This window comes from Mycobacterium sp. 94-17 (genome assembly GCF_035617725.1).
In the GTDB taxonomy this organism is placed as follows: domain Bacteria; phylum Actinomycetota; class Actinomycetes; order Mycobacteriales; family Mycobacteriaceae; genus Mycobacterium.
Genome location: NZ_JAPIYN010000001.1, coordinates 521,044 through 537,887 on the forward strand (window position 1 = coordinate 521,044; position 16,844 = coordinate 537,887).

Below are 16,844 nucleotides of genomic sequence, written 5' to 3' on the forward strand. Positions count from 1 at the left end.
CGTAGCCGGGTGAAGCGGGTCGCCACCGTCGGCCTAGCGCTGGCCGCCCGAGCGCACGCCGAGCAGCACGTCTTCCCACGCCGGGATGACCGGCTTGCCCCGGCGGGTGTGCACGGGTTTTTCGTCGGGTTCGGCGGCCGCCGGCGTCTGTGCGACGGGCGGTTTGGCGGGCTCTTCGAAGTCGACGTGGGCGACGCGGGCCACCGGGCGCAGCGGAAGTTCGAAGCTGGGGTCGATCAGCGCGCTGGCCGCGTCGTCGATGGCGGTGACCGTCCCGCCGTGGGCGCCCGGGCAGAAGCTGAAGTGCGCGAGGTTGTCGGAGCGGCCGACCTTCCAGGCGAGTTGCACCGTCCATCGGTTGTCTTCGTTGCGCCAGGCGTCCCAGCTGAGTTTGTCGTGACTCAGGCCGCGGGTCACCAGCGCGGAGCTGACCGTCTCCAGCAGGGTCAGCACCGAGGGGCCGTCGGCCAGCATCGGGTGTGCGGCGGTTGCCAGCTCGGCGGCGCGGAACCGTTCCAGCAGCACCGGGTGGGCAAAGCGGCGGATCCGCGAGACCTCCGAACCTGACGCCGCGGCGACCTGCTCGACGGAGGCGCCCGCCCGGATCTTGGCCTGAATTTCCTTGGGGCTCAGCATATTGGTGACTTCAATCTCGAGCTGCGGTTGCTCGAAGGACAGGGCTGCGTCGCGGAGCAGCGCGCGCAGGCGGTCGTCGGCCGCCAGCTTGAACTGCTCGTCCGGATCGTCACCCTCGCAGATGACATATTTGCTGTCGGGATCCAGCCCAACCACTTTGAGTTCCCGCATGGTTATCTCCTCGCAGGCTCCGTGCAGGTCAGCGACGGACCCGTCACGAGCGCACTTTAGCCCAGCAAACGCCCGTCACCTGTGCTGACACGCGGTGCGGTTGCGTGCTGATTGCCAGTCGATTACAGGCGTTCGACGACCCAGTCGATGCACTGGGTGAGCGCGCTGACGTCGTCGGGGTCCACCGCCGGGAACATGCCCACCCGCAGCTGGTTGCGGCCGAGTTTGCGGTACGGCTCGGTATCGACGACGCCGTTGGCCCGCAGGATCTTCGCCACGGCCGCGGCGTCGACCTCGTCGGCGAAGTCGATGGTGCCCACCACCTGCGAGCGCAGCTTCGCGTCGGTGACGAATGGCGTGGTGTAGGACCGCTCCTCGGCCCAGGAGTACAGCCGGCCTGACGAATCCGCGGTGCGTTTGACGGCCCAATCCAGGCCGCCGTTACCCAGCATCCAGTCGACTTGCTCGGCCATCAGCGCCAGGGTGCCGACCGCCGGGGTGTTGTACGTCTGGTCCTTCAGGCTGTTCTCCACCGCGATCGGCAGCGACAGGAAGTCGGGGACCCAGCGGCCGGAGGCGGCGACGGACTCGACGCGTGCCAGCGCCGCCGGGCTCATGATGGCCAGCCAGAGGCCGCCGTCACTGGCGAAATTCTTCTGCGGAGAGAAGTAGTAGGCGTCGGTCTCGGCGATGTCGACCGGTAGCCCGCCGGCGCCCGAGGTCGCGTCGATGACGATCAGGGCGTCACCGGAATCCGCGGGCCGGGCGACGGGAACCGCGACCCCGGTGGACGTCTCGTTGTGCGCCCAGGCGATCACGTCGACCGAGGGGTCGCTCTGCGGCTCGGGGGCGCTGCCGGCGTCCGCTTTGATGACGACGGGATCGCCGACGAAGGGGTTCTTCGCGACCGCGGTGGCGAACTTCGAGCTGAACTCGCCGAAGGACAGGTGCAACGAACGCTTGTCGATCAGGCCGAAGGCCGCGGCATCCCAGAACGCGGTCGCGCCGCCGTTGCCCAGAATTACCTCGTAGCCACCGGGCACGGAAAACAGATCGGCGAGCCCGGACCGCAGCCGCCCCACCAGATTCTTGACCGGCGCCTGCCGGTGCGAGGTGCCGAACAGCGGGGCGGCGGTGGTGGTCAGCGCCTGCAGCTGTTCGGGCCGGACCTTCGACGGGCCACACCCGAAGCGACCGTCGCGGGGTTTGATGTCAGCGGGGATCTGGAGCTGGTCAGCCATGCTCATCAGGGTAGTGAGCCGACCTGACGGGTCGGTGCGGCGGCCCGGCTGCAGACCCCCATCGCCGGGGCAAAAGGCCTGCTCGGGTGCGGCCGGACGTTTCGCCAGGTGTGATCTAGGGCATAAAAATTTCATGACCACCGGTCAGGTCACACCGCCCGGAAGGGGTCTAGGAATTATCCGGTACCTGCGGTACTGTCTGGACATAGCACGTCCAAATGTAAACCTCGTTGGGGAGGCTATGGATATGGCCAGGACGCGATTGGTCCGGCGTTGGCGCAGCAAGATGGAAGTGCGCGACGATGCCGAATACGTCGACATGCTTGCCACACTGTCCGAGGGGTCGGTGCGGCGTAACTTCAATCCGTACACCGACATCGACTGGGATTCGCCAGAATTCGCCGTCACGGAAAACGATCCGCGGTGGATTTTGCCGACGACCGACCCGCTGGGCCGCCACCCCTGGTATCTGGCGCAGTCCGATGAGCGCAAGATCAAGATCGGGATGTGGCGCCAGGCCAACGTGGCCAAGGTGGGTCTGCACTTCGAATCGATCCTGATTCGTGGCCTGATGAACTACACGTTCTGGGTGCCCAACGGGTCGCCGGAGTACCGGTACTGCCTGCACGAGTCGGTTGAAGAGTGCAACCACACCATGATGTTCCAGGAGATGGTCAATCGCATCGGTGCCGACGTGCCGGGCATGCCGCGGACGCTCAAGTGGCTCTCGCCGCTGGTTCCGCTGGTGGCAGGCCCGCTGCCGGTGGCGTTCTTCATCGGCGTGCTCGCCGGCGAGGAGCCCATCGACCACACGCAGAAAAACGTTCTGCGCGAAGGCAAGTCGCTGCACCCCATCATGGAGCGGGTGATGGCCATTCACGTGGCCGAGGAAGCCCGCCACATTTCGTTCGCGCACGAGTTCCTGCGCAAGCGAGTACCGGAATTGACCAAGCGGCAGCGGTTCTGGACCGCGCTGTACCTGCCGCTGACCATGAAGGCCTTGTGCCGTGCAATCGTGGTGCCGCCCAAGGCCTTCTGGCGCGAATTCGACATTCCCCGCGAGGTGAAGAAGGAACTGTTCTTCCGCTCGCCGGAATCGCGTAAGTGGCTCAGCGATATGTTCGGCGATGTGCGGATGCTGGCTTACGACACCGGCTTGATGGAGTCGCGCTCGGCGCGGTTGATGTGGCGCCTGTGCAGGATCAACGGCAAGCCGTCGCGTTACCGCAGCCAGCCGCAGCGCCAGCACCTGGCCGCGGTGCCGGCCGCGTAGCCACTGCGAGTTCCTTTATGCCGCACGTAATCACCCAGTCGTGCTGTAACGACGGGTCCTGTGTTTTCGCGTGCCCGGTGAACTGCATCCACCCGACACCGGATGAGCCCGGCTTCGCCACGTCGGAGATGCTTTACATCGATCCGGTGGCGTGTGTGGATTGCGGTGCCTGCGTGAGTGCCTGCCCCGTCGGCGCGATCGCCCCCGACACCCGGCTCGACGTCAAGCAGTTGCCTTTCGTCGAGATCAACGCGTCGTTCTACCCGGACCGGCCTGCCGGCGAGAAGCTGCCGCCGACGTCGAAGCTGGCGGCGGTGATCCCTGCCGCCGAGGTGCGTGCCCGTCGCAGGCCACTGACCGTGGCGATCGTCGGATCTGGTCCCGCGGCGATGTATGCCGCCGACGAGCTGCTCACCCAACACGGCGTCCGCGTCAACGTTTTCGAAAAGCTCCCGACGCCTTACGGTTTGGTGCGCGCCGGGGTGGCACCGGATCACCAGAACACCAAGAGGGTGACCCGGCTCTTCGACAAGGTCGCCGCCGATCGCAGGTTCCGGTTCTTTCTCAACGTCGAGGTCGGCAACCACCTGAGCCACGCGGACCTGCTGGCTCACCACCACGCCGTGCTGTACGCCGTCGGCGCCCCCGATGACCGGCGGCTGGACATCGAGGGCATGGGCCTGCCGGGGACTGGAACCGCGACCGAGATGGTCGCGTGGATCAACGGCCATCCCGACTTCGCCGATCTGCCAGTCGATCTCAGCCACGAGCGGGTGGTGATCGTCGGCAACGGCAACGTCGCCCTGGACGTCGCTCGGTTGCTCACCTCGGATCCCGACGACCTGGCCCGCACCGACATCGCCGACCACGCGCTGGCGGTCCTGCGGAAGTCGGCGGTGCGCGAGGTGGTGATCGCCGCCCGGCGTGGACCCGCCGAGTCGGCGTTCACGCTGCCCGAGTTGATCGGGCTCACCGGCGGCTCGGAGGTGGTGCTCAACGCGGCCGACCATCAGCTTGTGGCCCGCGATCTCGCGACGGCCTCGGACCCGTCGACCAAGCGCAAGCTGGAAATCTTGAGCACGCTCGGCGATGACTCATCGCCGCCGGACCGACCGCGAATCAGGCTGGCGTATCGGCTCACCCCGAGTCGGGCGCTGGGCGACCGGCGGGTCACCGGTATGGAGTTCTCGGTCACCGGCACCGACGAGACGCGCCTTCTGGAAACGGGTCTGGTGTTGACGTCGATTGGCTACCGCGGCAAGCCGATTCGCGATCTTCCTTATGACGAGTCATCGGCCGTCGTACCGAACGACGGGGGTCGCGTCGTCGACCCTGCCTCCGGTGAACCGGCGCCCGGCACGTATGTCGCGGGCTGGATCAAGCGGGGCCCGAGCGGATTCATCGGCACCAACAAGTCCTGCTCGCTCGAGACCGTGCAGGCCATGGTCGGCGATTTCAACGCCGGCAAGCTGACCGATCCGGTGGCCAAGCCCGCGGCGCTGGCCACTCTGGTGCACGACCGTCGGCCCGACGCGATCGACGCGGCCGGATGGCGCGCCATCGATGCCGCCGAGATTGCGCGCGGCAGCGATGAGGGCCGGCCCCGAAACAGGTTCACCGACGTTTCCGCCATGCTCGCGGCCGCGGCCGCCGCAGACCCGGCGCCGCCGCCGCGACGCCGGCTGCTGGATCGGTTGCTCGGCTAACCGGCGCCTTGCCCGGACATCGCCGCCGCGATCTCGTCCATGCTGACCTCGCGGACCGGCTGCCCCAATGACCAATGGTGGCCGAACGGGTCGGCGACCATGCCGTACCGGTCGCCCCAGAATTGGTCCTCCAACGGCGTCACCACGGTGGCACCGGCATTCAGCGCGCGCTGGAAGGCGGCGTCGACGTCGGTGACCGTCAGGTGGATCGTGACGGGGGTGCCGCCGAGCGACGTGGGCGTCATCGACTTGCCACCGCACACCTCCGGAAAGTCGTCGTTGAGCATCACCGTGAAGCCGTTGATGCGCACCGCGGCGTGCACCAGTTTGCCGTCGGGGCGCGGCACCCGCCCTATTTCCTCGGCCCCGAAAGCCTTGGTGTAGAAGTCGATTGCCGCGGCGGCATCGTCGACCACCAGGTGCGGGGACAGTGCGGGTTCGATGTTGATCGCCATGCTGGGCACTCCTTTTTCGGTTCCCTGAACCTGCCCAGGGGCGGGCAGGTTCACGACTTATGACTGCTTGCGCGACGAAAACTCATCGCGACGGCAACCATTAAATCGCCGGGTACCGACAACTAGACGGCTCAGGCGTTGGTGAGGTTGCGATTCCAGCCATCGACGGATTCCGGGCTGCGCGGACCCGGGCCCACGTAGATGGCCGACGGCCGGACCAGCTTGCCCAGCCGCTTCTGCTCGAGAATGTGGGCGCACCACCCCGCGGTACGGCCGCAGGTGAACATCGCCGGCATCATGTTCGCCGGTACCCGGGCAAAGTCGAGCATTACCGCAGCCCAGAACTCGACATTGGTCTCGATGGCCCGGTCCGGACGGCGCTCGCGCAGCTCGGCCAGGGCGGCCTGCTCCAGCGCGACGGCCACCTCGTGGCGCGGCGCGCCCAGCCGTTCCGCGGTGGCGCGCAGCACCCGGGCCCGCGGGTCCTCGGCGCGGTAGACCCGGTGCCCGAAGCCCATCAGCTTGTCGCCGTCGTCCAGGATCTTCTTCACAAGGCCACGCGCGTCGCCGGTGCGCTCGACTTCTTCGATCATCGGCAGCACCCGCGCCGGCGCCCCGCCGTGCAGCGGACCGCTCATCGCGCCGATCGCCCCCGACAGCGCGGCCGCCACGTCGGCGCCGGTCGAGGCGATTACCCGGGCGGTGAACGTCGAGGCGTTCATGCCGTGCTCGGCGGCCGAGACCCAGTACGCGTCAATCGCTTCGACGTGCCGTGGGTCCGGCTCGCCCTGCCAGCGCGTCATGAAACGGGCGGTGACTGTCTCGCATTCGTCGATGACCCGCTGCGGGACGGCAGGCTGGTAGATGCCGCGCGCGGACTGCGCGACGTAGGACAGCGCCATCACCGAGGCTCGGGCCAGCTGGTCGCGGGCCGTGGGTTCCGGGGTGTCCAGCAGCGGCTTGTACCCCCAGATCGGGGCCAGCATGGCCAAGCCCGCCTGCACGTCGACGCGGACGTCCCCGGTGTGGATGGGCAGCGGAAACGGCTCGGCGGGCGGCAGCCCGTGGCCGAACTTGCCGTCGACCAGCAGCGCCCACACGTCGCCGAAGGTGACCTGCTGGGTCACCAGGTCTTCGATGTCGACACCGCGATACCGCAGCGCACCGCCGTCTTTATCCGGTTCGGCGATTTCCGTGGTGAAGGCGACCACGCCTTCGAGGCCGGGGACGAAGTCTTCGGGAACCACAGTCATGGGAAAATTCTTGCACCCCCTGATCGGGCAGACGCTACCGGCCGGTAGCAAGCGCCGGTAGCGTTGGCGCGATGGCAGGACCAGACAGCGAGCACCTGCAAAAAATGCGTGTGGAGTACGGGTCAGTGGAAAAAGACGGCAGTCCAGATCTGGACGCGGATTGGCTCAGTGACGGCTGGGTTTCGTTGTTGCGCAAATGGGTCGACGATGCCGAGCGGTCGGGCGTCGCCGAACCCAACGCGTTGGTGCTGGCTACCGTCACCGCCGACGGCAGGCCGGCCAGCCGGTCGGTGCTGTGCAAGAGCGTGGATGAGACCGGGATCACTTTTTTCAGCAACTACGACTCGGCCAAGGCCGATGATCTCGCGGCCACGCCGTACGCCTCGGCGACGTTTCCCTGGTACCAGCTTGGCCGTCAGGTCCACATCCGGGGCCCGGTGCGCAAGGTCGCGGCGCAGGTCACCGAGGACTACTGGTCCAAGCGGCCGCGCGGTTCGCAGCTGGGCGCCTGGGCGTCGCACCAGTCGCAACCGGTCGCGTCGCGAGCGGCCCTACTCGAGCAACTGGCTGACGTGACCGCGCGCTTCGCCGACCGCGACCAGGTTCCGGTGCCGCCGGGCTGGGGCGGCTATCTCATCGCGCCGGAGCTCGTCGAGTTTTGGCAGGGCCGGGAAAACCGACTGCACAACCGCATCCGGGTCATCGGCGATCGGGTGGAGCGCCTGCAGCCCTAGTAAATGGAGACCGTTGAACCCGAGCGGCACGATTCATCGTCAACACAGTTCCGGCGCATCGTCTTTGCGTGGCAAGCCGATCGCATTCAAGTAGTGGACTACGCAAGACTGAGCGAGCGCTCGCGGAAATGATCTAGCCATGGAACCCAACGTGGCACCACCGGCTCAGGCAATCCGCGTCGGCGAATGGGACGACATCGCAGGAGGCTTCAGGGTATTCGACGGCCCCAAGTGGAGAATCAAGCACACCACCGACCGCGGGCGAGGCACCGAGACGGTGATTTCGGTGGTCGGCCTGCAGCATGCCAATGGAAACACCTTGCGGGAGATCATTATTGACTGCCCCGGTACTCCGATCGTTACGCCGGCTGAGGCGCGGGATCTGGCGAGGGCGATAAACGCGGCAGCCGATTCCGCTGAGGCCTGACGTGCGCGTCACAACCCGGTCCGCTCAGCATCCACGCTGTCATGGCATCACCTCGGCCCAGGCGATATGCCCTTCGGAGCCAAGCGTTTTCGCCATCTCGCGATAGCGATCCCGGTATCCGCGATAGCGGGCGTCGTCGCCGCGAGCCCGCGCCAGTAGCGCCCACAACCGCAGCAACCAAATGTCACGTATCACCAGACCGTCGTTCGCCGGGGCGGTCGCCAAGCGCTCGACTGCGGCCTCGGCTTCGGCGACGTCAGCCTCGGTCCCGCGCTCGAGCAGTGTCTCCACCAGAATGCCCGTGACCGGAATGCCCCACGCCGTCAGTTGGATCTCGCGGAACGGCTCGTCGGCGGCGGCGCGAATCAGCGCCAGGGCCTCGTCATGATCGCCGCGCCGGAACCGCTCACGCGCCAAGTACGCGTTTACCAGCGGCAGATCGCACAAAAGGTAGCCCCGACGCAACACGTCACCGACCTCGGCCAGCAGCTTTTGTCCGCGCTCACGCTCGGGATCTGTCGGACGGTGCACCAGCGCAATGCCCAGGGCCATCCTGGACAGGGCGACCGCGACGTCGTCACCGGATCGGCCGGCAATGCACAGGGCGTCGTCGATCTCGCGCTCCGCGCGCTCGTCGGTAACCAAGACGCCGAATGGTATTGCCGGCAGGTAGGAGTAAGTGACGACCCCGGCGTAAGACAGGGTGTCGGAGCTACGGGCCAGGTCGATGGCGCGGTACAGGTCGTCGCGCCATCCGGAGTGACCCAGGCAATAGCGGGCCTGACCCCGAGCCGCAAACGCGGCCGCCAGCGGAGACCCGAAACCGAAGTTGCCTTTGGCGGGATCACCGTCGGCCAGCTCGATGACCCGCTGCGACCAGCGCAGGATGTCAAGCCATCCGCCGCTTTCGATCTTGGCGCGCAATAGCACGGTGGACAGCCCCACCGTCAAGGCCGGATCACCGACCGACTCGATGAGGAACCAGGTTTCCGATGCCAGTTGGGACGCCCTGCGGAGCCAGGCCTCATCCATCACCAGCGCGGCCATTGCGATGGCCAGTGACGCCTTATCCCCGACGGCGACACACAAATCCCGCAATTCGTCAAAGCGATTGCCGGCCACCGGCTCATGGACTCGATAGGCGGTGCCGCAGAGCATGGTGCGCGGGGCGATGCGCATGGCGGTTCGGTTCGGGTCGGTGGCGGGTAGGGCATCGGCGATCCGTTGGGCGCGCTTCCAGCCCAGCCGCGCGGCGTTGATGTCGCGGTTGGTGGCCCACGTCGCGGCGCGCATGTGCCAGCTGTAGGCGCGGTGCACATCACCGGCGGCCTCCAGGTGCTCGGCGATCAAGGACGCGTTCTCCTCCGCCCGGTCACCTGATTCCATCGCGGCCGCGACGCGCCCGTGTAGCTCGGCCCGATCGGATTTCGGTTGTGATTCGTAGGCCACGGCGCGGATCAGCGGGTGGTGAAATGCGTACTCGGGTTGCCCGGTGAAGCTGACCTGGTCGATGACTTGGGCTGCCAATAAGGCGGTGGTCATCGGTTGGCCCACCAGGACGGTGAGAAGGTCGAGGCCGAACCGCGAACCGATGACCGCCGCCGCGCTCAGCGTTTGCTTGGCGTTCGGGTCGAGTCGGTCGATGCGGGCGCCGACGGTCGCCTGCAAGGTGGCGGGCACGGTGGCCTCGTCGGGATCTGCGGTTGAGGTATGGGCGCCGGTTCGCCCCTGCAGCACGCCGCGCTCGGCCAGCTCGCGCACGATCTCTTCGGCGAAAAACGGATTCCCGCCGGCCCGTTGGGCGATTTTGTGGCCCAGTTCGCCCACCGACGGGTCGTCACCGAGCGACTCGCAGACCAGCGCCGCGGTTTCTGAATCACTGAGCGGCGCAAGGGCAACGGTGTAGGCGTCGGCCACTCGGATCAACGCGCCCCGATATTCGGGACGGTAGGTGACAAGCACCAGCGACGGCGTGTGCGCGATCATGGTCACGAAGTCGGCCAGCATCGATTCGCTGACCCCATCGATCCAATGCGCGTCCTCGATGACGTAGACCGTCGGGGCTTGCCGGGCCAGGGATGCGGCATTGATCAGCGCGGTCAGTCGCCGCCGTCGGGCGTCCGGGGCGATCGTGGGCGGTTCGGCGTCGGGATCGGTGATGGCGAGCAGGTCATCGAGCAGTGCGAGGTCCTCGGGGTCTGCGTCGCGAACCAGGCCGCGGATCCGCGCGCGGGCCCCCGCGGCGTCACGGTCTTCGACCCCGAAGGCGGCGCGCAGCAGCCGGGCCACGACGCGGAACGAAACGTCGGTGGCGTGCGATTCGCAGAAGGTGGAGAACACCTCCACGTTGCGCCGGCGAGCCAGTGCCGCCACGTCGCGCGCCAGCCGGCTCTTGCCGATGCCGGATGGCCCCACCACGCCGACCACCCGGCCGCAACCGGTCAGGGCGCGGTCCAACAGGTCCTCGACGGCGGTCATCTCCCAGTGCCGCCCGACCAGCCTCGGCTCCACACGCCCACCAGCGCGGTATTGAACATCTGTCGCCGCGATGCGTGTCCCACAGCCGTCACAGAACCGCGCGCCCTCGCTGGGCTCGATGCCGCACGTACGGCACGGGGTCGCTGCGGTCATTCGACCCTCCCGGGTCCCGTCTCCCCGGGGAGGTGGTGGTTCACCAGCATACGTTCCAAGACCGCGCGCGGAATGCGGTTTGGCGAAGGCCGCAAGCTGCCGAGATCGTCGCCGAATTGCCTGGTGAAAACCCGTGCAAGTTTCGCAGACTCGACCCCGCGCAGGCGCCTCGTCGTCATAACGACTACCTTTTGCAGTAAGCACCAAGTCAGCAGCCATACCAGCCAGAGCGCAAAGGGGTTCTCGTGGCAGACACCGATGACACCGCCACTTTGAAGTACCCGGGCGGCGATACCGACCTGCAGATCGTCAAAGCCACCGAAGGCGCTGACGGCATTGCGCTGGGCTCCCTGTTGTCCAAGACCGGCTACACCACGTTCGACAACGGCTTCGTCAACACCGCCGCGTGCAAGAGCTCCATCACCTACATCGACGGCGACGCGGGCATCCTGCGCTACCGCGGCATCCCGATCGAGCAGCTCGCCGAGAAGTCGACCTTCATCGAGGTGAGCTACCTCTTGATCTACGGCGAACTGCCCAACAAGGAGCAGCTCGCCGACTTTACCAAGCGGATCCAGCTGCACACCATGCTGCACGAGGACCTCAAGCGGTTCTTCGACGGCTTCCCGCGCAACGCCCATCCGATGCCGGTGTTGTCCAGCGCCGTCAACGCGCTCTCGGCGTACTATCCCGATTCTCTTGACCCGATGGACAGCGAGGACGTCGAGCTGTCGACGATCCGGCTGCTGGCCAAGCTGCCGACCATCGCCGCCTACGCCTATAAGAAGTCGGTTGGTCAGCCCTTCCTCTACCCGGAGAACTCGCTGTCGCTGGTGGAGAACTTCCTGCGGATGACATTCGGGCTGCCCGCGGAGCCCTACCAGGCGGATCCCGAGATCGTGCGGGCGCTGGACATGCTGCTCATCCTGCACGCCGACCACGAGCAGAACTGTTCGACGTCGACGGTCCGGCTGGTCGGGTCGTCGCAGGCCAACCTGTTCACCTCCATCTCCGGTGGCATCAACGCGCTGTGGGGGCCGCTGCACGGCGGCGCCAACCAGGCGGTGCTCGAGATGCTCGAGAAGATCCGCCAGAGCGACGACGACGTCAGCGAATTCGTACGCAAGGTCAAGAACCGCGAAGCCGGCGTGAAGCTGATGGGCTTCGGTCACCGCGTGTACAAGAACTACGATCCGCGCGCCCGCATCGTCAAGGAGCAGGCCGACAAGATCCTGGCCAAGCTCGGCGGCGACGACGACCTGCTGGACATCGCCAAGCAGCTCGAAGAGGCGGCGCTCACCGACGACTACTTCATCGAGCGCAAGCTCTACCCCAACGTGGACTTCTACACCGGCCTGATCTACCGGGCGCTGGGCTTCCCGACCCGGATGTTCACCGTCCTGTTCGCGCTGGGCCGGCTGCCCGGGTGGATCGCGCACTGGCGCGAGATGCACGACGAGGGCGACAGCAAGATCGGCCGGCCGCGCCAGATCTACACCGGCTACACCGAGCGCGACTACGTCGGCATCGACGCGCGCAAGTAAGAGCTATTCGAGCGACGCCAGCACCGCCATCGCGGCGTTGTGCCCGCCGATGCCCGACACCGCACCACCGCGGCGAGTCCCCGAGCCGCACAGCATGATTCGTTCGTGCGCGGTGGCCACGCCCCATTGCCGCGCCGGGGTGTCCAGCGGGTCATCGTCGTCGGCGAAGGGCCAGGCCAGGCCGCCGTGGAAGATGTTGCCGCCGCTCATGCCCAAGGTGCGCTCCAGATCCAGCGTGGTCGTGGTCTCCAGGCACGGGCGGCCGTCCACGTCGGCCAACAACAGGTCTTGAATCGGTTCGGCCAGAACGGAATTCAGCGATGCCAGCACGTCGTCGGTCAGCTGGTCACGAAGCCCATCGGAGTCGGCGCCGTCGAACAGCGCGTGCGGGGTGTGCAAGCCGAACACGGTCATCGTCTGCGCACCGGTGCCCCGTAGCCCGGCTGACAGGATGCTGGGATCGGTCAGCGAGTGGCAATAAGCCTCGCACGGAAGCGGATTCGGCGGCCGGCCCGCGGCGGCCTGTGAGTAGGCCGTATCCAGTTGCGTCCACGTCTCGTTGACGTGAAACGTGCCGGCGAATGCCTGTTCGGGGCTGACCGCGCGGTCGCGTAGCCGAGGTAGCCGTGCCAGCACCATGTTCACCTTGACCTGGGCGCCCCCGGCCGCCGGCGGAGGGGCGTCGCCGAGCAATTCGGCCAGGACGGTCGGTGTGACGCCGGCCAGGACGAAGCGGGCCCGGATCAGGTGGTCGTCCCCGCCGCTGCGATAGCGCACTTCGCCGCTGGGGTCGACGGCGTAAACCTCTGCGCCGGTGGCGATTTCGGCACCGTGACGGACGGCCGCCGCCGCCAGGGCGGTGGTTACCGCGCCCATGCCGCCGATCGGGACGTCCCAGTCTCCGGTGCCCCCACCGAGGACGTGATACAGGAAGCAGACATTTTGCGTCAGCGCGGGATCGTCGAGGCGGGCGAAGGTGCCGATCAGCGCGTCGGTCGCGATCACCCCGCGCACCACGTCGTGGCGCACCGCGTCGGCGATGGCGTGTCCGATCGGGTCCTCGATCATGGCGTGCCACGCGGCCGCCGCCGCGCGGTCGCCTCCCACCACCTGCCGGCGGGCGTCGTCGCGGGTGCGAAGCGGTTCGAGCATGGTGGGCCACAGTTTTTCGGTGACCAGCCGGCAGCGTTGGTAGAAGTCGGCGAACCCTTGCGCGTCCCCGGCGGCCCCGATGCCCGCGAAGGTGCTCGCGGCCGACCCGTTCAGCAGGCCGCTGCGGCCCCCGGCGGCGGGGTCGGGGGTGTACGACGAAAACGGCCGCCGAGCCAGTCGCACGCCGGCGCCAAGATCCTTGACGATGCCCGGCGGCAGCAGGCTGACCAGGTAGGAGTAGCGCGATACCCGGACGCCCACACCGTCGAAGGCTTGCGCCGAGACGGCCGCACCGCCAGTGTGGTCGAGCCGTTCCAGCAGGCGGACCCGAAGGCCCGCACGGGCCAGGTAGGCGGCCGCGACGAGGCCGTTGTGCCCGCCCCCGATGACTATGGCGTCGAAGGCATCCAAGTCGTCCGAGTCGGTCGCGTGGTCGCTCAGCTCAGGTAGCCCTCGACCTCGCCGGGCGGACGCACCTGCGCCTCTCGCGGGTCGGCGCCGGTCTCGCGCAGTGCCCGGCGCTGCCGCAGCAGGTCCCAGCACTGGTCGAGTTCCACCTCAACCCGCCGGAGGCGCTCATGTTCCTCCGACGTGTCGATGTCCCCGCTTTGCAGCTGGGCCCGCAGGTCCTTTTCCTCGGCGACCAGATCACGGATGACCCCGAGGGTCTCGCTGTCGGTCGGTTTACTGCCGTTGGCCATCGCTCCAGTGTGCCCGACTCCCGAGGCGGTGAATCGGTAGGCTGCATATCGCCGGCATGAGGGAGGGTCGTCGTGAGCGTCAAACGGCTCGGCCTGCCCTGGCTGATCGCCCTGGTGGTGATTCCGCTTCTGCTGGCCGCGATCGGCCACGAGCTGTCGGTGCGATCCGGGTCCGGCCATGTGTCGTCGGCGCCCACGACCAGCGCTGGTGCGGCGGGGATTTCGTTGGCGCCGTTCGTCATGGCACGCAACGGCAACAGGGTCGTGCTGACCGGAGAGTTCCCCGACGAGCCCGCCAAGGCGGAATTGCTGAAGGTGCTGGGCGACGCGCTGGGTCCGGGCGTCGACATCGTCGACCAGATCCGCATCGATCCCGCAGTCGACGCGCTCGATTTCGCGAAGGCCAAGCCGGTGTTCTCCGACAGCGCCTCGATCGCCGACTTCGCCGTCACGGTGAGCGGGAACACCATCACGCTGGCGGGGACCGCGGTATCGGCCGACCAGAAGAACACCGTCGACACCGATGCCAAGCGCATCTGGTCCACCATGAACATCGTTGACAATCTTGCGGTTAACGCACCGGCGGCGTCGCCGTCGCCCACCGCCGCCGCGTCGTGCACCAACCTGGAATCGGCGATCAACACCCTGACCGACGGCGCGCTCACGTTCGACTCGAACCTCGCCACTCTGACCGCAGCCGACGAACAGGTCCTGACCCGCGTCGCGGACAAACTCGCCGCGTGCCCGAACGCACATGCGGCCGTCAACGGCTACGCCGACAGCACCGGCAGTGCGAGCGTCAACATCCCGTTGAGCCAAGAGCGCGCGCAAACGGTCGTGGGCTTCTTGGAGTCTCACGGGGTGCCCGCTGACCGCTTGAGCGCCAACGGCCTCGGGTCGGCCAACCCGATCGCCTCCAACGGCACCGACGACGGCCGCGCCCAGAACCGCCGGGTCGAAATCGTGGTCAGCTAAGGAGATTCGACATGGACTTCGTCATTCAATGGGTGTGGTACCTGTTCGCTTTCGTGGCGGGCTCGGTGGTCGCCCGGGTGATTGCCGGATTGCTCAACCGTTGGAAGGCAGCGCGGCGATGAGCCACGTGCACTGGTGGATTTTCACCCTGTCCTTCGGGCTGGGGTTGGTGTTGACGCTCGCACTGAGGCTTGCCGCGACCAAAAGCCAAGCGGCGGTGCCGAAGTCACGAAAGGGGCCTGCGGCGCCCGAGCCCGCGACCACCACGATCCCGGTCACCGAGAAGCGCACCACCAAGATCCCGGTCACCGAGAAGCGCACCACCAAGATCCCGGTCACCAAAGGGTCGCCGACCACCAGGATTACGGTGTCGCCGCGAGGGCCGTATGGTCCGGGCTCCGCGGACGCCGCCCCCGATGGCGGGGGGCCGGCCGGATATCTGGTCAAAGCCCTCGCGGACGGCAGGGTTTACGTCACCCCCGACGACCCGATCTACGATTCCACTGCCGCCCAAGTCTGGTTCACCGACGAAAAGTCCGCGGAGCAGGCCGGTTTCACGCCGTGGCGTGACGGCCCGGACAACCCGCGGCGGCGCTAGCTCGGGCCCGGTAGCCGAAGCACCAGCCGCGCCCCACCCAGGGGGCTGCTCTCCAGCGCCGCGGTTCCACGGTGCAGCTGGGCCTGCTGGGCCACCAGCGCCAGCCCCAGGCCCGACCCGGAATGGGAGGCCGTCGATCCACGGGAGAACCGGTCGAACACCACCTGGCGCTCATCCTCGGGCACGCCGGTGCCGTTGTCGTCGATGGCGATCTCCACGCCTGCGCGCGAGCTGACCGCCGACAGCCGGACCTGGGTGGCACCGCCATGCTTGACGGCGTTGGCGATCGCGTTGTCGACGGTGAGCCGCAATCCGGCCGGTAGCCCGACGATGATGCAGGTGGGTGAGGGCACCAGCGAGACGTCGACCCCGGGATAGATCCGGGTGGCGTCATGGGCCGCCCGGTCGAGCAGCTCGGTGATATCGACGGGCACGTGATCGTCGGCCGTCGACAGTTCGCCCTGGGCCAACCGTTCCAGAGCGGTCAACGTGGCCTCGATTCGGGACTGGGTGCGGACGACGTCGCTGAGCACTTCTTTGCGCTGTTCGTCCGGCATGTCCAGGGTGGACAGCACTTCGAGGTTGGTGCGCATCGCAGTCAACGGGGTGCGCAGTTCGTGCGAGGACACCGCCGCGAAGTCGCGGGCCGACGCGAGTGCGTCCTTGGTCCGGTCCTGTTCAGTCCAGATGCGCTGCAGCATGCCTTGCATGGCCTCGGCGATCTCGACGGCCTCACTGGCGCCGCGCACCGAAACCTGCGGCCGCTCGTCGGCGTCGATCGAGCGGGCTTGCTGGGCCAGGCGTTTGAACGGTCGCACCGCGAAAGCCGCCAGCAGCCAAGCGAATACCCCGGCCGCGCCGATCGAGAGCCCGCAGATCAGGATCACCCGGCGATGCAGGTTGTTGGTCTGGGCGATCGTGTCGTCGTACGTCGCGCCGACGGCCACCATCGCCGGCTGCGGAGTGCGGACCTCCAGGGTTCGCACGCGATAGCGCACCCCGTTGATGTAGGTGTCGGCATAGCCCACATCCAGCGGCGGCAGTGTGATGTCCGAGTTGGACATGACCTGGCCGTCGTGCCGGACGGTAATGACGGTGTCCTGGTTGTTGGGGGTGCGCGGGATGTCGCCGAGCCCGCGCGGCAGGAAGGGCGTGGCGAAACCCGCCGCCTCGTCCAGGCGGCGATCCAGGCGCTCCTTCCAGGCGCTGGTGATGCCGAACCACACGACCGCGCCGGCGATGAGCACCACGATGGCGGTGCCGATGGCCGTCGCCACCGCGACCCGGGCCCGCAGCGATGGCGTGCGGGTCAGGATCCGGGACAGGAAGTTCATGGCCGGTCGACCT

At 67.5% G+C, this 16,844-nt stretch carries 15 protein-coding genes; 7 read left to right on the forward strand and 8 right to left on the reverse strand.

Going from position 1 to position 16,844, the window contains the following annotated elements; translation table 11 throughout:
• Positions 1-33: 33 nt before the first annotated feature.
• Together sepH and serC are read right to left on the reverse strand one after the other, a co-directional pair.
• Positions 34-807, reverse strand: a complete 774-nt coding sequence (gene sepH, locus OQ789_RS02695; protein ID WP_324683260.1) for a septation protein SepH — start codon at positions 805-807, stop codon at positions 34-36.
• Between the two features lie 122 nt (positions 808-929).
• Positions 930-2,054 carry a phosphoserine transaminase gene (serC, locus tag OQ789_RS02700; protein ID WP_420716022.1) on the reverse strand — a complete coding sequence of 375 codons (1,125 nt, stop codon included), beginning with the start codon at positions 2,052-2,054 and terminating at the stop codon, positions 930-932.
• 241 nt (positions 2,055-2,295) lie between these two features.
• Between serC and OQ789_RS02705 the strand changes: the two genes are divergently transcribed.
• Both OQ789_RS02705 and OQ789_RS02710 read left to right on the forward strand, forming a co-directional pair.
• Positions 2,296-3,321 carry a diiron oxygenase gene (locus OQ789_RS02705; protein ID WP_324683264.1) on the forward strand — a complete coding sequence of 342 codons (1,026 nt, stop codon included), beginning with the start codon at positions 2,296-2,298 and terminating at the stop codon, positions 3,319-3,321.
• A 17-nt stretch (positions 3,322-3,338) separates the two neighbouring features.
• On the forward strand, positions 3,339-5,027 hold the full coding sequence (locus OQ789_RS02710) for an FAD-dependent oxidoreductase (protein WP_324683266.1): 1,689 nt from the start codon (positions 3,339-3,341) through the stop codon (positions 5,025-5,027).
• On the opposite strand, the gene OQ789_RS02715 is transcribed toward OQ789_RS02710, so the two are convergent.
• Complete coding sequence (locus OQ789_RS02715; protein WP_324683268.1) at positions 5,024-5,482, reverse strand: VOC family protein; 459 nt, start codon at positions 5,480-5,482, stop codon at positions 5,024-5,026. The two genes, OQ789_RS02710 and OQ789_RS02715, sit on opposite strands and share 4 nt — an antisense overlap.
• Before the next feature lie 131 nt (positions 5,483-5,613).
• Positions 5,614-6,735: a citrate synthase 2 gene (locus OQ789_RS02720; RefSeq protein WP_324683270.1), complete on the reverse strand. Its 1,122-nt coding sequence runs from the start codon at positions 6,733-6,735 to the stop codon at positions 5,614-5,616.
• Between the two features lie 71 nt (positions 6,736-6,806).
• Here OQ789_RS02720 and pdxH point away from each other — a divergent pair, with 71 nt between their 5' ends.
• Together pdxH and OQ789_RS02730 are read left to right on the forward strand one after the other, a co-directional pair.
• A complete protein-coding gene (gene pdxH / locus OQ789_RS02725; protein WP_324683272.1) occupies positions 6,807-7,469 on the forward strand; it encodes a pyridoxamine 5'-phosphate oxidase in 663 nt (220 codons plus the stop codon).
• A gap of 139 nt (positions 7,470-7,608) precedes the next feature.
• A complete protein-coding gene (locus OQ789_RS02730; RefSeq protein ID WP_324683274.1) occupies positions 7,609-7,896 on the forward strand; it encodes a hypothetical protein in 288 nt (95 codons plus the stop codon).
• 39 nt (positions 7,897-7,935) lie between these two features.
• On the opposite strand, the gene OQ789_RS02735 is transcribed toward OQ789_RS02730, so the two are convergent.
• Positions 7,936-10,407 carry an ATP-binding protein gene (locus OQ789_RS02735; protein ID WP_324683275.1) on the reverse strand — a complete coding sequence of 824 codons (2,472 nt, stop codon included), beginning with the start codon at positions 10,405-10,407 and terminating at the stop codon, positions 7,936-7,938.
• Positions 10,408-10,772: 365 nt separating this feature from the next.
• On the opposite strand from OQ789_RS02735, the gene OQ789_RS02740 reads away from it, so the two are divergent.
• Complete coding sequence (locus OQ789_RS02740; RefSeq protein WP_324683277.1) at positions 10,773-12,071, forward strand: citrate synthase; 1,299 nt, start codon at positions 10,773-10,775, stop codon at positions 12,069-12,071.
• Between the two features lie 3 nt (positions 12,072-12,074).
• On the opposite strand, the gene OQ789_RS02745 is transcribed toward OQ789_RS02740, so the two are convergent.
• Together OQ789_RS02745 and OQ789_RS02750 are read right to left on the reverse strand one after the other, a co-directional pair.
• A complete protein-coding gene (locus OQ789_RS02745) occupies positions 12,075-13,664 on the reverse strand; it encodes a phytoene desaturase family protein (protein ID WP_420716025.1) in 1,590 nt (529 codons plus the stop codon).
• Positions 13,661-13,924: a DUF2630 family protein gene (locus OQ789_RS02750; RefSeq protein ID WP_324683280.1), complete on the reverse strand. Its 264-nt coding sequence runs from the start codon at positions 13,922-13,924 to the stop codon at positions 13,661-13,663. The genes OQ789_RS02745 and OQ789_RS02750 overlap by 4 nt, the downstream gene beginning before the upstream one ends.
• A 72-nt stretch (positions 13,925-13,996) precedes the next feature.
• Between OQ789_RS02750 and OQ789_RS02755 the strand changes: the two genes are divergently transcribed.
• Positions 13,997-14,899, forward strand: coding sequence for an OmpA family protein (locus OQ789_RS02755; protein ID WP_324683282.1), 903 nt, complete (start codon positions 13,997-13,999; stop codon positions 14,897-14,899).
• Positions 14,900-15,017: 118 nt separating this feature from the next.
• Positions 15,018-15,497 carry a hypothetical protein gene (locus tag OQ789_RS02760; RefSeq protein ID WP_324683283.1) on the forward strand — a complete coding sequence of 160 codons (480 nt, stop codon included), beginning with the start codon at positions 15,018-15,020 and terminating at the stop codon, positions 15,495-15,497.
• Here OQ789_RS02760 and OQ789_RS02765 read toward each other — a convergent pair.
• A complete protein-coding gene (locus OQ789_RS02765; protein WP_324683284.1) occupies positions 15,494-16,831 on the reverse strand; it encodes a HAMP domain-containing sensor histidine kinase in 1,338 nt (445 codons plus the stop codon). The two genes, OQ789_RS02760 and OQ789_RS02765, sit on opposite strands and share 4 nt — an antisense overlap.
• Positions 16,832-16,844: the final 13 nt, after the last annotated feature.

What these genes read in the sequence shown, in the direction of transcription:
- OQ789_RS02710 (WP_324683266.1), top strand. Translation starts at nt 3,339, where the DNA reads ATGCCGCACGTAATCACCCAGTCGTGCTGTAACGACGGGTCCTGTGTT.
- serC (WP_420716022.1), bottom strand. Translation starts at nt 2,054, where the DNA reads ATGAGCATGGCTGACCAGCTCCAGATCCCCGCTGACATCAAACCCCGC.
- OQ789_RS02750 (WP_324683280.1), bottom strand. Translation starts at nt 13,924, where the DNA reads ATGGCCAACGGCAGTAAACCGACCGACAGCGAGACCCTCGGGGTCATC.
- sepH (WP_324683260.1), bottom strand. Translation starts at nt 807, where the DNA reads ATGCGGGAACTCAAAGTGGTTGGGCTGGATCCCGACAGCAAATATGTC.
- OQ789_RS02720 (WP_324683270.1), bottom strand. Translation starts at nt 6,735, where the DNA reads ATGACTGTGGTTCCCGAAGACTTCGTCCCCGGCCTCGAAGGCGTGGTC.
- OQ789_RS02730 (WP_324683274.1), top strand. Translation starts at nt 7,609, where the DNA reads ATGGAACCCAACGTGGCACCACCGGCTCAGGCAATCCGCGTCGGCGAA.
- OQ789_RS02765 (WP_324683284.1), bottom strand. Translation starts at nt 16,831, where the DNA reads ATGAACTTCCTGTCCCGGATCCTGACCCGCACGCCATCGCTGCGGGCC.
- OQ789_RS02760 (WP_324683283.1), top strand. Translation starts at nt 15,018, where the DNA reads ATGAGCCACGTGCACTGGTGGATTTTCACCCTGTCCTTCGGGCTGGGG.
- pdxH (WP_324683272.1), top strand. Translation starts at nt 6,807, where the DNA reads ATGGCAGGACCAGACAGCGAGCACCTGCAAAAAATGCGTGTGGAGTAC.
- OQ789_RS02715 (WP_324683268.1), bottom strand. Translation starts at nt 5,482, where the DNA reads ATGGCGATCAACATCGAACCCGCACTGTCCCCGCACCTGGTGGTCGAC.
- OQ789_RS02705 (WP_324683264.1), top strand. Translation starts at nt 2,296, where the DNA reads ATGGCCAGGACGCGATTGGTCCGGCGTTGGCGCAGCAAGATGGAAGTG.